Here is a 14,621-nt window from a genome sequence, read left to right on the forward strand (position 1 = left end):
ACGTTTAGATGGGCCAATATTTCCAGATCCACCCCGAGAATCCCCAGGCCCGCCTGATCAAGCAGGCGGCGCAGATCGTCAGCAGCGGCGGCATCGTCGCCTTGCCGACCGATTCCGCCTATGCGCTGGTATGCCGCCTGGACGACAAGACGGCGGTCGACAAGCTGCGCCGCATCCGCGGCGTCGACGACAAGCACCACCTGACCCTGCTGGTGCGCGACCTGTCCGAGGTCGCGCAATATGCGCGCGTGGACAATTCACAATATCGCCTGCTCAAGGCCACGATGCCGGGTCCGTACACGGTGATCCTGGAGGCGACGCGCGAACTGCCGCGCCGGCTGTCGCACCCGTCGCGCAAGACCATCGGCCTGCGCGTGCCCGAGAACCGCATCACGCTGGCGCTGCTCGAAGAACTGGGCGAGCCGCTGATCGGCACCACCCTGCAACTGCCGGGCGACGACCACATGCTGTCCGACCCGGAAGAAGTGCGCGAGCGCCTGGAAAAGCAGATCGAGCTGATCATCGACGGCGGCGCCGGCATGCTGGAGGCGACCACCATCATCGACCTCACCGGCCCCGAACCGGAGCTGGTGCGCGAGGGCAGGGGCGATCCGGCGGCTTTCGGCCTGTAAGGTAATGCTGGCTTAAGAATTCCACAGGACAAGTGCGTACCGCCCTCTGATAGAATCCTCCTTATGGATGAAACGATACGCAACATCGCCGTCTACGCGCTGCCCGTCCTTTTTGCGATTACCCTGCACGAAGCCGCCCACGCCTACGCCGCTAAATATTTCGGTGACAACACCGCCTATTCCCAGGGCCGGATGAGCCTGAATCCGCTGGTGCACGTCGACATCTGGGGCACCATCGTGATCCCCATCATGATGTATCTGTTCACGCCCTTCGTGTTCGGCTACGCCAAGCCGGTGCCGGTCGAGTTCGGCCGCCTGCGCAATCCGAAGCGCGACATGGCCTGGGTCGCGCTGGCCGGCCCTATCGCCAACCTCATCATGGCCGCGCTGTGGCTGCTGTTCGCGGCGCTGCTGGTGTTCTTCGGCGTCAGCGAGGCGTTTCCGCGCCGCATGGCCGAAGCCGGCATCCTCACGAACCTGTTGATCATGGCCTTCAACCTGCTGCCGATCCCGCCGCTGGACGGCGGCCGGGTGTTGACCAGCATGCTGCCCAACAGCCTGGCCTGGAAATTCGCCCGCATCGAGCCCTACGGCTTCTTCATCGTGCTGGGCCTGGTGTTCCTGCAACTGGTGGGCTACTGGGTGGTGCCGGTGATGCAGCTGGGCCGCTGGATCGTGGACCTGATGGTCCTGCCGTTCACCTTCGTGCTGTTCTGACGCCATGCCAGTCGACGCGCCACGCGTGAACATGCAGACTCTGCCGCCGTCGCCGTGGGTGGAGCGCTTCGTTTCCCTGGCGCCGCCGGGCGAGGCGCTCGACCTGGCTTGCGGCAATGGCCGTCACACGCGCCTCTTGGCGGCACGCGGCCTGCAGGTGCTGGCGCTGGACCTCAGGCCCGAGGCGCTGGCCGCCAGCGCCGGCCACAACGTCACGACCATGGCCTATGACCTCGAGGCCGAGGGTTCGCCCTGGCCCTTCGAGGCGGGACGTTTCTCGGCGATCGTGGTCACCAATTACCTGCACCGGCCCCTGTTCGCGCAGCTCGCGGCCAGCCTGCGGCCGGACGGCATCCTGATCTACGAAACCTTTGCGCAGGGCAACCAGATTTACGGCAAGCCATCCAATCCCGCCTTCCTGCTGGGGCCCGGCGAGTTGCTGGGGCTGGCGCAAGACGGTGGATTGCAGGTGCTGGCCTACGAGGATGGCCATGTGGAACGGCCGCATCCGGCCCAGGTGCAGCGCCTGTGCGCGGCCGGCCCGGCTTTTGCCAAAACCGAGGCCCGGCTCGACCATATTGTGGTCAGGAATGAACCATAGCGGCGGGCTATCCGCTACAATCAGATTTTTTATTGAATGGCACGGCCAAGATTATGATTAAGGGCAGTATCGTAGCACTCGTCACTCCGATGTTCGAAGACGGCAGTCTTGACCGCGATTCCTTGCGCAAGCTGATCGACTGGCACGTCGCGGAAGGCACGGACGCGATCGTCATCGTGGGCACGACGGGCGAATCCGCCACCGTGTCGCCGGAAGAGCATTGCGAACTCGTCAAGCTGGCCGTCGATCACGTCGCCGGCCGCATCCCGGTCATCGCCGGCACCGGCGGCAACTCGACCGCGGAAGCGATCGCGCTGACCCGCCATGCGAAGGAATGCGGCGCCGACGCCTCGCTGCAGGTCGTTCCCTATTACAACCGTCCGACGCAAGAGGGCATGTACCGCCATTTCCGCGCCATCGCGGAAAGTGTGGACCTGCCGATCATCCTGTACAACGTGCCGGGCCGTACCGTGGCCGACATGGCCAACGAGACCGTCGCGCGCCTGGCGCCGATCGAGAACATCGTCGGCATCAAGGACGCCACCGGCAATATCGGCCGCGGCATCGAGCTGCTCAAGATGGTCGACAAATCGTTCGCCGTCTATTCGGGCGATGATCCGAGCGCGATGACCCTGATGTTCTGCGGCGGCGCCGGCAATATCTCGGTGACGGCCAACGTCGCCCCGCGCGCGATGCATGAGCTGTGCGTGGCGGCGATGGCCGGCGACGTCGCCCGTGCGGTCGAGATCAACAACCGCGTGCTCGGCCTGCACGGCAAGCTGTTCGTCGAACCGAACCCGGTGCCGGTAAAGTGGGCGCTGGCCGAAATGGGCAAGATGCCGGCCGGCCTGCGCCTGCCGCTCGCGCCGCTGTCCGCCCAGTACCACGAGACCGTGCGCGCCGCCCTGGTGGAAGCCGGCGTTCATTCCTAATCCCGGCCCGCAAGGGTTCGGGTTCCTGACCTGATATCGAACGACATGACTAAAAGCAAGTACTCGGGATTCAACTCCGCGCGTTCCAACTTCTCGCCCCTGGTTTCCGCTCCTGCTGCCGCGCGCGTGCTGACGCTGACCGCGCTCGCTTTCAGCCTGGCGGCCTGCACCACCATCTTCGAAGGCGACAAGGTCGACTACAAGGGCGCCAAGAAAGCCGCGCCGCTGGACGTGCCGCCCGACCTGACCAAGCTGCAGCGCGACAACCGCTACGCCATCCCTGACGGCCGTGGCGTCGCCACCGCATCCGGCCAGGCGGCCGCTGCCGCCGGCACGGGCGGCGGCTTCGTGCCTGGCGCCGTGGCGAGCAACCAGCAGATCGGCCCGATCTCGACCGACGCCGTCAGCGTGCAGCGCAACGGCGACCAGCGCTGGCTGGTGGTCAAGCAGACCCCGGAACAACTGTGGCCGCAGCTGCGCCAGTTCTGGGAAGAGCAGGGCTTCGCCATCGAGACCGAGTCGTCCACGACCGGCACCATGGAAACTGCCTGGGTCGAGAACCGTTCGAAGATCCCGCAAGACTTCATCCGTAACACCATCGGCCGTGTGTTCGACCGCGCCTACTCGACTGGCGAACGCGACAAGTTCCGCACCCGCCTCGAGCGCCTGCCGGACGGCTCGACCGAGGTGTGGGTCAGCCACCGCGGCGCCGAGGAAGTCCTGACCGGCCCGCAGAACGAAACCACTACCTGGACTTCGCGCCCGAACGATCCGGGCCTGGAATCGCGATTCCTGGGCCGCATGGTCGCGATGCTGACCGGCAGCAAGGAAGTGGCGACGGCCGAAGCGACGGTCGCCAACGCACCGGTGGCGCCGCAGCACGCCAAGCTGGTGGGCGACACGGTCGAGGTCGACGAAGGCTTCGACCGCGCCTGGCGCCGCGTCGGCCTGGCGCTCGACCGCGTTGGCTTCACCGTCGAAGACCGCGATCGCGTGCAGGGCATCTACTTCGTGCGCTACGTCGATCCGGACGCGGCCGAGCAGAAGGAAGGCTTCTTCAAGCGCCTGTTCTCGTGGGGCGGCAAGTCGGAAGACGAGCTCAAGGAAGCCCAGCGCTACCGCGTGCTGGTCAAGACCGAGCAGGGCGCCAACGTCAGCAAGGTCACGGTGCAGAACAACGAAGGCCAGGCGGATACCTCGCCGACCGCGGGCAAGATCCTGAACCTGCTGCATACCGAGCTGAAGTAACCTTCTCCTCGTGCATGAAAAAACCGGCCTGCGTGGCCGGTTTTTTCATGGGGCGACCTGATATCGCCCCCGTCGTGATATCGACAGACGAAAAAAAACCGGTCCGCAGACCGGTTCTTCTTACCGAAGTAACGAATTACTTGGTGGTAGCAGCAGCGTCAGCAGCCTGGTCAGCCGAGGTCTGAGCAGCAGCAGCAGCGTCGGTTGCGGTGGTTGCAGCAGCAGCAGCGTCAGCGGCAGCAGCGTCAGCAGCAGCTGGTGCGGTTGCGTCAGCAGCTGGGGTTGCGGTTGCGTCAGCTGGTGCAGCAGCTGCTGGGGTTTCGGTAGCAGCTGGTGCGACTGGCGCTTCTTCTTTCTTAGCGCAAGCAGCCAGGGTCACAGCGAACAGGGAGGCGATCAGCAGGGTTTTTTTCATGATTTTTCCTTAGTATTTACAAGAGTCGAACACTTGTTGCGATTAATAATTACCGGTAATTATTTCTCTGTGGAATTCTCGTGCCTTCACAAATAGCGTTAACGCCATAGACGCAACGGAACCTTCCTGATTGATATTATAGACAATTTTACTGTTTCGCAATAGCGAACACATGCCGTAGCGAAAGAAATTTGCGGGCGAATAAGCTTCATATTGTTACAAGATGCAACGTGGCTAAGAAACACCGCAATATGTAACTATGTGGCGTTTTTCAGTCAGCGATTGAGGCTGCTCATAAGCCAGTAGTGGACGTTTGCAATACGAGATGTGACTCTTGCCAGATCGCCTCGAAGCGGTGCTGCGACAGTTCGCAGGCGGCAGGATTGTCGAAGGCCGCTTCGCCACGCATGTGGTCGCTGTGGAAGCGGCGTACGATGTGCCGCTCATCGCCAATACAGAAGGAATCGGTGAGCTGGCGCAGGCTGCGTGGCGTTTGCCGGCACTCGCACAGGTGGCTGTAGTCGCGCAGCAAGCGCAAAAAGCGCGGATAGTGGCGCGCGATGTGGGAGGGATCGTGCAGCGCCAGGCGCAGCCGGCCGCCGCGGGCAAGAAAGGCCCGCAGCGCGGTATCGGTCCTGGTGCTGCCGAGTGGAAAGACCGCGGCATCCGGATCGACAACGGCCAGGGTGGCCTGTGCCGCTTCGATGCAAGCGAGAAAGTGCGCCTCGCAGTCGAGGCGGGTGTCGAAGGCAATCGTGCGTGGTTCGCTCATCGACACCTCGTCGTTCAGCCCAGCTCGACCCAGCCGTCCTGGTACCAGGTGTACAGGGCTTCGAGCACGTCGTCGGTGGCCTTGTCCAGCACGGCGCCATCGATGCGGCGCTCGTTGGCCAGCACGTCCAGCACCACCTTGTCGGCGCGGCCGACGGCGAACGATTCGCCGTTGATGAAGACGTGCTTGCCGCGGTACAGCATCAGGGACTTGCTGGACAGCTTGATGCCGCGCTTGGCGGCGCTTTCCATGAAGCGGCCCACGGTCAGCGGTTTCGCCGGACCGGTGAAGAACACATTGTGCTTCGGCTCGGACATGGTTTCGCCCAGGAAGACGGTCACGTCTTCCTGGTCCCAGCGCACCTTGTTCAATTCTTCGGTGACGGTGTCGAGCATATCGCGCGGAATCTCGGCCGGATTCTTGGCTGGTTTCAATTCCGGATCGCCATAACGGCCCGGCAAATCGATGGAATCGGCCATGAATTGCAGGAAGGCTTCGCCCAATTCCTGGAACGAAGGCGAGCGGAAACCGATCGAATACGTCATGCATTCGCCTTCGGCAATGCCGTCGTGGGCATAATGCGGCGGCAGGTACAGCATATCGCCCGGCTCGAGCACGAATTCTTCTTCGGGCTTGAAATTGGCCAGGATCTTGAGCGGCAAGCCTTCGACCAGGGTCAGGTCTTGCTGCGAACCGATCTTCCAGCGGCGCTTGCCGTGGGCCTGCAGAAGGAATACGTCATACGAGTCATAGTGGGGGCCGACGCCGGCGCCATCGGTGGCGAAGCTGACCATCAGGTCGTCCAGGCGGGCATCGGGCACGAAGCGGAACTGGCGCAGCAGCTCGTCGGCGCGTTCATCATAGAGATTGACGCCCTGGACCAGCATCGTCCAGTTCGGTTCGGTGCGCGCGGGGAGTTCGGCCAGGGGACCGTGCTGCATGTCCCAGTTGCCGTCCTTCTGGGTGACCAGGCGCGATTCGACGTGATTCTGGCGCGCCATCTCGGCCAGTTTTTCGAATTTGAGCAGGGGCTTGAAGCCGGGGATGGCGCCACGGATCAGGAGCGGTTTCTTGTGCCAATAATCGCGCAGAAACTCGGCGGGAGTGATATTCCCGAGAAGCGGTAATTTTTTCATGCGTCATTATAACCAGCCGGACAAGGTGGGGAACCCATCGGGGGTATAATCGGCCCCTTACAACGAAAGGATGTGCGATGAAGATTGCCAAAGACACGGTCGTGACGGTTAACTACAAGCTGTCGGATGCCCAGAACAACCTGATCGAAGAAGGCGTGCAGCCGATGGTTTACCTGCACGGCGGCTACGAAAACACCCTGCCAAAGATCGAAGAAGAGCTCGACGGCAAGGAAGTCGGTTATTCGTCGATGATCCAGGTGGAACCGGACGATGCGTTTGGCGACTACGAGCCAGAGCTGGTCAAGGTCGAAGACCGCGCGCGCCTGCCGGAGCCGATCGAAGTCGGCATGCAGTTCGAAGGCGTGGCCGAAGGCGGCGACGACGAGCCGGTGATCTTCACCGTGACCGAGATCGCCGAAGACAAGGTCGTTCTGGACGGCAACCACCCGCTGGCCGGCATGGCGCTGCGCTTCGAGCTGTCGGTGATCGACGTGCGCGCGGCCACCGCCGAGGAAATCCAGCACGGCCACGTGCATGGCGCCGGCGGTCATCATCACGAGATGGATGACAGCGAAGAAGGCGACCACTTCCGTAGCCAGCCGCTGCAGTAATCACTGATACGTTCGCGGTCCCTGCGTCGTGCGGGGCCGCGAATGCTCATTGCTTCGCGTCTTCGACCGCGAACGTCGCTTCTTTCCCCAGCTTCACATTTACCTCGACCGCCTTCGTTCCCACCGACAGCTGTCCCAGGTTGCCCTTCCATTCGATCCCGGGCTTCTTCCCATGCGGCGTGCCGCCGTCGACCAGCAGCACCTTGCCGTCGAACTTGACCGCCTGGCCCTGGATCTGGCGCCGCACCGCCTCGAACCCGTCCTTCTCCACCGGATCGCGCCGCAGCAGGCCGCGTAGCCCCGCCGGCTGGTCCAGGTAGAACGGCCGCACCGCGCCTTCCGAAAACAGCACCAGCGCCTCGGCCTTGTCGCTGCGCGCGATCGCGAACAGGCGGTTCAGCCAGAAGCGGTTGGCGACCGTCCGGTCTTCGTACTCGCTGTTGCGGCCGGCCGCCTCCAGGTAGTGGTTATTGTTGGCCGGGAGATTGATGGTGGCGTACAGCACCTTGCCCACCTTCCAGTGCGCATTCTCGGCATAGCTGCGAAAACGCGGGCTGGCCGACAGCTGGGTGAGGTGGATCTTTACGCGGCCCAGCGACTCCGGCTCGCCGTGGAACAGTTCGCGCAGGCGGTTGAGACGCTCGATCGCATTGGTGCGGTTGGCCGAGTTGCGGCAGGCGGTCCAGTCGCTGCCGGCCAGCGACACGATGGTCGGTCGTCGGGCGCGCTCGATGATGTCGCGCCGCTGCTGGTACAGCCGGTCGCCGCAGCTTTCCTTCCCGCCCTTGATGCCGTTGATGACGACGAAGGCCAGCGATTTTTCGGACGAATCGGCCAGCGCCTGTTTCAGGCGCGCCTCGCCGTCGTCGTCGCCCTGGCTGCCTGCGCTGTTGCCGATCACCGCGAACCGGTGCGCGCTGTTGTCTGCCTTGTCCACCTTGTCCCTGGCGCCGGCGAGCGGCGTGAAGGACAGGAGGGCTGCCAGCAGCAGTGATCGGCGCCGTGCTTGCATCAGGCGGCGAGGCGCTTGAGCTCGTAGAGACGTTCGAGCGCTTCGCGCGGCGTGAGCGCGTCCGGATCGATCGCGTCGAGCGCGTCGCGCAGGCCGTCGTCCTGCGGCTCTGCAGCAGGCGTCTGCGCCGGCGCTTCGCCGATCTCTTCCTCGGCTGTCCGAGCAGCGAACAGGTCGAGCTGCGGCGTCGCATCCAGCGCCTGCGCTTCCAGGCGCGCCAGGTGCTTGCGCGCGGCCTTGATCACCGGTTGCGGCACGCCCGCCAGCTGCGCCACCTGCAGGCCGTAGCTCTGCGAGGCGGGGCCGTCCTGCACCGCGTGCAGGAACACGATGCTGTCCTTGTGCTCGACCGCCGACAGGTGCACGTTGGCGGCGCTCGAATAGGTCTCGGGCAGCTGGGTCAGCTCGAAGTAGTGGGTCGCGAACAGCGTGAAGCTGCGGCTGGTGTCGATCAGGTGGCGTGCGATCGCCCAGGCCAGCGCCAGGCCGTCGAAGGTCGAGGTGCCGCGGCCGACTTCGTCCATCAGGACCAGCGAGTGCTCGGTGGCGCCGTTCAGGATCGCGGCCGATTCGGTCATCTCGACCATGAAGGTCGAGCGGCCGTTGGCCAGGTCGTCGCTGGCGCCGATACGGGTGAAGATGCGGTCGATCGGACCGATCGTGGCACTGGTGGCCGGCACGTAGCTGCCGACGTAGGCCAGCAGGGTGATCAGGGCCACCTGGCGCATGAAGGTCGATTTACCGCCCATGTTCGGGCCGGTGATCAACAGCAGGCGCCGGTCGTTGGACAGCTTGCAGTCGTTGGCGATGAAGCGCTCGATCTGGTTTTCCACCACCGGATGGCGGCCTTCGACGATGGTGAGGCACGGCGCATCGCTCAGGACCGGCGCGCACCAGCCGTGGCGCAGCGCGTGACTCGACAGGGCCACCAGCACGTCGACCTGGGCCAGCGCGCGCGCGATGGTCTGCAGGCAGCCGATGTGCGGCGCCAGGTCGGCCAGCAGCTGGTCGTACAGGATTTTTTCGCGCGCCAGCGCGCGGTCTTGCGCCGACAGGGCCTTGTCTTCGAAGGCCTTCAGTTCGGGCGTGATGTAGCGTTCGCAGTTCTTGAGGGTCTGGCGGCGGCGGTAGTCGTCCGGCACCTTGTCGGCCTGGCCGTTGGTGACTTCGATGTAGAAGCCGTGCACCTTGTTGTATTCGACCCGCAGGTTGGCGATGCCGGTGCGGGCGCGCTCGCGCGTCTCGAGGTCGACCAGGAACTGGCCGGCGTTCTCGGACAGCGCGCGCAGTTCATCGAGCTCGGCGTCGAAGCCGCGCGCGAACACGCCGCCGTCGCGCACCATCGCGGCGGGTTCCTCCATCACGGCGCGCGTGAGGAGGTCGACGCATTCGCCTGGCGTGGCCAGGTCGTCGTGGATCTCGCGCAGCAGGCAGGTGTCGCCCGGGACGAAGCAGCGCGCCACCTGTTCGCGCACCACCGGCAGGGCTTTCAGTCCATCGCGCAGGGCGGCCAGGTCGCGCGGGCGCGCGGTGAGCAGCGCCACGCGGGTGGTGATGCGTTCGATGTCCGGCACCTGGGCCAGGGTCGACGACAGTGCATCGTTGGCCTCGGCCTGGATCAGCGCTGCGATCGACTGGTGGCGGCTGCGCGCCACGGATTGGTCGCGGCGCGCATGGTGCAGCCAGTGGCGCAGCAGGCGCGAACCCATCGCGGTGCGGCAGCCGTCCAGCAGCGAGAACAGCGTCGGCGACTCCTGGCCGCGGATGGTCTCGGTGAGTTCCAGGTTGCGGCGGGTGGCGGCGTCCAGGCCGATGTATTCGTTCTCGGTTTCGCAGGCGAGGCCGCGCACGTGCTGCAGGCCGCGGCCTTGCGTCGATTGCGCATAGCGCAGCAGCGCGCCGGCCGCGCCGAATGCGGCGCCCATGCCGTCGGCGCCGAAGCCGGTGAGGGTGGCCACGCCCAGTTGCTCGAGCAGGGCGCCGTGGCCCTTGAGCACGTCGAAATGCCATTCGGGCACACGCTGGAGGTGGGCATTAGAACCATCAGTCTCGAACATGTCGGCGCAATCGGCGCGCAGGATCTCGGCCGGCGAGATGCGTTCGAGTTCGTGCGCCAGGCGCTGTTCGACGGCGCGCGCGTCGCCCGAGAATTCCATCAGGCGCAGGTTGCCGCTGGCGAGCGACAGCCAGGCGAGACCTGCGGTGACCGTCTTGCGCTGGTTGATCAGGCACAGCGCCAGCAGCGGGCGTTCGGCCTTTTCGGGCAGCAGGTCGGAATCGGTGAGGGTGCCGGGAGTGACCACGCGCACCACCTTGCGCTCGACCGGGCCCTTCGACAGGGCCGGGTCGCCGATCTGCTCGCAGATGGCGCAGGATTCGCCCAGCTTGACCAGCTTGGCCAGGTAGCCGTCCAGCGAATGGAAGGGCACGCCGGCCATCTTGATCGGCTGGTCGCCCGACTTGCCGCGCGCGGTGAGGGTGATGCCCAGCACGCGCGAGGCTTTCTCGGCGTCGTCGAAGAACAGCTCGTAGAAGTCGCCCATGCGGTAGAACACCAGCATGGTCGGATAATTTGCCTTGATGCTCATGTATTGCTGCATCATCGGAGTGAGCTTTTCCGTCGCGCTGTTCTTGATGGCGGCGGCGTTGATTTCTTTGGGAGCGGTGGTCATGTCTTCGTGATTCGGTACGGCGAGGCGGGTGGGGCCGGGATGTGCCATTTTACCTTGATTGACCTGCCCGGACACCAACCCGGGTGCGGCTGGTGACAGGCCCGTCATGAGCAGGATTCATAGGGTTATCCGCGTTTGGCCATCTAGCCGCACGATTCTCCCCTCTTTATATTGTTCCCAACAGTCTCGACGCAGACTGCAACAATGCATCCAGGGAGCATGAAAATGGAATTGGCACGCAATGGCTCGCAGCCTTCGCAACAGGGCCCGGCGGAGTACTTCACCGGTACCGTTCGCATCGACCCGCTGTTCACGGCGACGGAACCGAGCCGGGTCTCGGGGGCGAGCGTCACCTTCGAACCAGGCGCGCGCAGCGCATGGCATACCCACCCGCTGGGGCAAACCCTGCTCGTGACTGCCGGCTGCGGCTGGACCCAGTGCTGGGACGGGCCCATCGTGGAGATCCGCGCTGGTGACGTGGTTAAGTGCCCGCCAGGACACAAACATTGGCATGGCGCCACCGCGACGACCTCCATGACCCATATCGCGATCCAGGAAGCGCTCGATGGAAACAATGTGAACTGGCTGGAAAAGGTCAGCGACGAACAATACCTGGCCGGTTCGGTCGACAAGGGGGGCGCGCAATGATGGTCAACATCCTCGTCCCGGCATTGTTGTTGGCCGCCGTGGGCGTTGCCGGCGCCGCCGAGCCTGCGGCTTCCCGCTCGCAGCTGGTCGGCAAGGCGGGCGCGCAGGCGGCGACCAAGGGACCGGCCGCGTACTTCACCGGCGATGTCGACGTCGGCCCGTTGCTGGCTGCCGGCGGATCGAGCAGCTTTTCGGCGGCGCAGGTCACTTTCCCGGCGGGCGCGCGCTCGGCATGGCATACCCACCCGGCCGGCCAGTACCTGGTCGTCACGGCCGGCAGCGGATGGACCCAGGAGTGGGGCGGCAAGCCAGTGGCAATCCGCGCCGGCGACGTGGTCTGGTGCCCGCCCGGCGTCAAGCACTGGCATGGCGCCACGCGCACGACCGGCATGTCGCATGTCGCCATGACCGGCACGCTGGACGGCAAGAACGTCGACTGGATGGAGAAGGTCTCCGATGCCCAGTATCCACGATAAGGAAAGGGACGCAGGCATGATGATCCAGGCATCCGGCAAATCGATGATCGCGGCCCTGGCGGCCCTGTCGTCCGCCGCCGCGCTGGCCGCGGCGCCGGCCATCAAGAAGGAAGCACCGATGAACACACCAGTACTCGAGCACTACACGCAGGGCACGCTGGACGGCGTCTGGAAGCGTCCCGGCCTGTCCATGCGTGACCGCAGCATCGTCACGGTCGCTGTCCTGATCGCCCGCGACCAGGCCGCCAGCCTGCCGCACTACCTGAACCTGGCCCTCGACAGCGGCGTCAAGCCGGCCGAACTCGATGAGATCGTGGCGCACCTGGCCTTCTACACGGGTTGGGGCAATGCCGTCGCCGCCGACCAGGCCATCGCCGGCGTCTACGCCCGGCGCCGGATCAAGACCAGCGACACCAGCGCCCAGGCGGCCCGGCTCGAGCTCGACGAGGCGGCCGAACGCCAGCGCGCCACCACGGTGGCCAACAACTTCGGCGCCGTCAGCCCGGGCGTGGTGCAATACACCACCGATGCCTTGTTCCGCGACCTGTGGCTGCGCCCTGGCCTCGCGCCGCGCGACCGCAGCCTGGTGACCGTCGGCGCGCTGGTCGCGTCCGGCCAGGTGGCGCAAGTCACCTTCCACCTCAACCGCGCCATGGACAATGGCCTGACCCGGGACGAGGCGGGAGAAGCCCTGACCCAACTGGCGTTCTATGCGGGCTGGCCGAATGTGTTCTCGGCCATGCCGGTGTTCAAGGAGGTGTTCGCGAGCCGCGCGAAAAAGGATTGATCAGGGCAGCCGCAGCGCATCGACGACCAGCGCGAAGGCAGCCGAGTGCTGGCGCCGGCTGGGGTAGTACAGGTGGTAGCCGGGCAGCGTGGGCCACCAGGATTCGAGCACGGCGACCAGGCGGCCGGCCGCGACGTGATCCTGGATCATGTCTTCGGGCAGGTAGGCCAGCCCGCAGCCGTCGAGGGCGGCGGCCAGTTTCTGCGGGGTGGTGTTGAACACGCACTGGCCGTCGACCTGCCACTGCGAGGTCTTGCCGTCCTTCGCAAACTCCCAGGACGACAGGGCGCCATGGGTCGGCAGGCGCAGGTTGATGCAGTCGTGCGCGGCCAGGTCGTGCGGCGATTGCGGCGGCGGGCGCCGCGCGAAGTACGACGGCGCGCCGGCCACGGCCATGCGCATATCGGGCGCGATCCGCAGCGCGATCATGTCCCTGGCGACGATGTCGCCGCAGCGGATGCCCGCATCGAAGCGTTCTCCCACGATATCGGTCAGGCCATAGTCGATGCTGACCTCGACCTTGATGTCCGGGTAGCGCGGCAGCAGCGTCGCCAAGCGGGGCCACAGCACCTTGCTGGCCGCATGGTCGTGGGCGGTGATGCGGATCGTGCCGCTGGGCTTGTCCCGCAGTTCGCTGACGGCGCTCAGCTCGGCCTCGATGCCCTGGTAGAGCGGGGCGATATTGGCCAGCATGCGTTCCCCGGCGTCGGTCGGCGACACGCCGCGCGTGCTGCGCATCAGGAGCCGGACGCCGAGTCCTTCCTCGAGCTTGCGAATGGTGTGGCTCAGGGCCGACTGCGATATCCCGAGCTGGGCCGCGGCGCGGGTGAAGCTGCGCTCGCGCGCCACCACGATGAAGGCCGAGAGGTGATTGAGGTCGATTTTTGCCATATGCGTGTCGGGATTTCAGTCTTGCAGGGCCGGCGCGCGCAGGGCCTTGACGTCGCGTAGCGGCGAACGGCCGAAGAAGCGGCTGTATTCGCGGTTGAACTGGCTGGCGCTTTCATATCCGACTTCGAATGCGGCGCTGGCCGCATCGAAGCCATCGATCAGCATCAGCGTGCGCGCGGCCTGCAGGCGCAGGCGCTTCTGATACTGCAGCGGCGTCATGTCGGTCAACGCGCGGAAATGCCGGTGCAGCGTCGATTGGCCCATGGCCGCGATGCCGGCCAGTTCCTCGAGCGGCAGTGGCTTGGCGTAGTTCTCGTTGATCCAGGCCACCACGGCCGCGGTGCGGTGGCTGTGCTCTCCCAGCGTGGCGATGCTGCGCAGGCGTCCGCCTTCGGTGCTCTGGAGCACCCGGTAGACGATCTCGCGCCCGAGCAGGTCGCCCAGGAACGGAATATCGCCCGGAGCGTCCTGCAGGTCGAGCAGGCGCACGAAGGCGTCGGTCAGCTGCGCGGTGGTCTGGCCGGTGGTCATGGCCAGGCCGCTGTCGCCGCGCGCTGCCGGCGCGATGCCGTCGCGCGCCAGCAGTTCGCGCACCATGCCCATGTCGAAGGCCAGTCGCACGCACAGGTAGGGCTTGTCGATGCTGGCCTCGATGACGCGGCTGGTGACCGGCATCTCAAGCGAAGTCAGCAAGAAATGGGATGCGTCGTAGATGAATAGGGTGTCGCCGAGGGCGGCCTGCTTCTTGCCCTGGGCAACCAGCGTCATGCTCGGCTGGTAGTTGCTCGAGATCGCTTCGGTCGGCGCGGTGTAGCGGTAGATCGTCAATCCCGGCACGTCCAGTTCGCGCACGCCTGCGTTGCCGATCAGCGCGGCGATCTTGCCGGCGAGCTGGCCGTATGGTGGGGCGTTGTGCGGCGGGACGGAGAAAGCATGCATGGATTGCGCTCGCGATGGGTTGCTGGTATCGATCGGCGATGATACCCGCCGGCTCGGCCGCTTGCCTATCGTGGCATGGCGCCGGCGAGAAGATCAGGCAATAAATCGAGAACTTCCGGACATTGTGCGCCT

General features: G+C 65.2%; 16 protein-coding genes. 9 read left to right on the top strand and 7 right to left on the bottom strand.

Going from position 1 to position 14,621, the window contains the following annotated elements; translation table 11 throughout:
• The first annotated feature begins 8 nt into the window (after positions 1–8).
• The 5 genes from LO55_RS13160 to bamC all read left to right on the top strand — a co-directional run bounded on the left by LO55_RS13160 (position 9) and on the right by bamC (position 4,130).
• Positions 9–632, top strand: coding sequence for an L-threonylcarbamoyladenylate synthase (locus tag LO55_RS13160; protein ID WP_005662778.1), 624 nt, complete (start codon positions 9–11; stop codon positions 630–632).
• A gap of 63 nt (positions 633–695) precedes the next feature.
• Positions 696–1,349, top strand: coding sequence for a site-2 protease family protein (locus tag LO55_RS13165; RefSeq protein ID WP_071361793.1), 654 nt, complete (start codon positions 696–698; stop codon positions 1,347–1,349).
• A 31-nt stretch (positions 1,350–1,380) separates the two neighbouring features.
• Positions 1,381–1,950, top strand: coding sequence for a class I SAM-dependent methyltransferase (locus LO55_RS13170; RefSeq protein ID WP_229410252.1), 570 nt, complete (start codon positions 1,381–1,383; stop codon positions 1,948–1,950).
• Positions 1,951–2,003: 53 nt separating this feature from the next.
• Positions 2,004–2,882, top strand: coding sequence for a 4-hydroxy-tetrahydrodipicolinate synthase (gene dapA, locus LO55_RS13175; protein WP_071361795.1), 879 nt, complete (start codon positions 2,004–2,006; stop codon positions 2,880–2,882).
• A 45-nt stretch (positions 2,883–2,927) separates the two neighbouring features.
• On the top strand, positions 2,928–4,130 hold the full coding sequence (gene bamC / locus LO55_RS13180; protein ID WP_083415319.1) for an NlpB/DapX family lipoprotein: 1,203 nt from the start codon (positions 2,928–2,930) through the stop codon (positions 4,128–4,130).
• 136 nt (positions 4,131–4,266) lie between these two features.
• Here the strand turns inward: bamC and LO55_RS25865 are convergent, their stop codons facing one another.
• The 3 genes from LO55_RS25865 to LO55_RS13190 all read right to left on the bottom strand — a co-directional run bounded on the left by LO55_RS25865 (position 4,267) and on the right by LO55_RS13190 (position 6,453).
• Positions 4,267–4,545, bottom strand: coding sequence for a hypothetical protein (locus LO55_RS25865; protein ID WP_081589823.1), 279 nt, complete (start codon positions 4,543–4,545; stop codon positions 4,267–4,269).
• A gap of 292 nt (positions 4,546–4,837) precedes the next feature.
• Positions 4,838–5,317, bottom strand: coding sequence for a DUF7931 domain-containing protein (locus tag LO55_RS13185; protein WP_071361796.1), 480 nt, complete (start codon positions 5,315–5,317; stop codon positions 4,838–4,840).
• Between the two features lie 14 nt (positions 5,318–5,331).
• Positions 5,332–6,453, bottom strand: a complete 1,122-nt coding sequence (locus tag LO55_RS13190; RefSeq protein WP_005662766.1) for a cupin domain-containing protein — start codon at positions 6,451–6,453, stop codon at positions 5,332–5,334.
• A 77-nt stretch (positions 6,454–6,530) separates the two neighbouring features.
• On the opposite strand from LO55_RS13190, the gene LO55_RS13195 reads away from it, so the two are divergent.
• Positions 6,531–7,064 carry an FKBP-type peptidyl-prolyl cis-trans isomerase gene (locus LO55_RS13195; RefSeq protein WP_071361797.1) on the top strand — a complete coding sequence of 178 codons (534 nt, stop codon included), beginning with the start codon at positions 6,531–6,533 and terminating at the stop codon, positions 7,062–7,064.
• A gap of 46 nt (positions 7,065–7,110) precedes the next feature.
• Here LO55_RS13195 and LO55_RS13200 read toward each other — a convergent pair whose 3' ends face one another.
• Positions 7,111–8,076: a hypothetical protein gene (locus tag LO55_RS13200; protein ID WP_071361798.1), complete on the bottom strand. Its 966-nt coding sequence runs from the start codon at positions 8,074–8,076 to the stop codon at positions 7,111–7,113.
• Entirely contained in the window at positions 8,076–10,748 is a 2,673-nt protein-coding gene (mutS, locus tag LO55_RS13205; protein WP_071361799.1) for a DNA mismatch repair protein MutS, read from the bottom strand. Before mutS ends, LO55_RS13200 begins: the two co-directional genes overlap by 1 nt.
• Before the next feature lie 225 nt (positions 10,749–10,973).
• On the opposite strand from mutS, the gene LO55_RS13210 reads away from it, so the two are divergent.
• The 3 genes from LO55_RS13210 to LO55_RS13220 are packed head-to-tail and all read left to right on the top strand — an operon-like array spanning position 10,974 to position 12,659.
• Positions 10,974–11,396: a (R)-mandelonitrile lyase gene (locus LO55_RS13210; protein ID WP_071361800.1), complete on the top strand. Its 423-nt coding sequence runs from the start codon at positions 10,974–10,976 to the stop codon at positions 11,394–11,396.
• The gene (locus LO55_RS13215) at positions 11,393–11,872 is read left to right on the top strand and encodes a (R)-mandelonitrile lyase (protein WP_071361801.1); all 480 of its coding nucleotides are present in this window, start codon (positions 11,393–11,395) and stop codon (positions 11,870–11,872) included. Before LO55_RS13210 ends, LO55_RS13215 begins: the two co-directional genes overlap by 4 nt.
• 16 nt (positions 11,873–11,888) lie before the next feature.
• Entirely contained in the window at positions 11,889–12,659 is a 771-nt protein-coding gene (locus LO55_RS13220; protein WP_071361802.1) for a carboxymuconolactone decarboxylase family protein, read from the top strand.
• Here LO55_RS13220 and LO55_RS13225 read toward each other — a convergent pair whose 3' ends face one another.
• Together LO55_RS13225 and LO55_RS13230 are read right to left on the bottom strand one after the other, a co-directional pair.
• Entirely contained in the window at positions 12,660–13,550 is an 891-nt protein-coding gene (locus LO55_RS13225) for a LysR family transcriptional regulator (RefSeq protein WP_071361803.1), read from the bottom strand.
• 15 nt (positions 13,551–13,565) lie between these two features.
• Entirely contained in the window at positions 13,566–14,489 is a 924-nt protein-coding gene (locus tag LO55_RS13230) for an AraC family transcriptional regulator (RefSeq protein WP_071361804.1), read from the bottom strand.
• Positions 14,490–14,621: the final 132 nt, after the last annotated feature.

The organism is Massilia timonae (assembly GCF_001866515.1).
Lineage (GTDB): Bacteria > Pseudomonadota > Gammaproteobacteria > Burkholderiales > Burkholderiaceae_D > Telluria > Telluria timonae.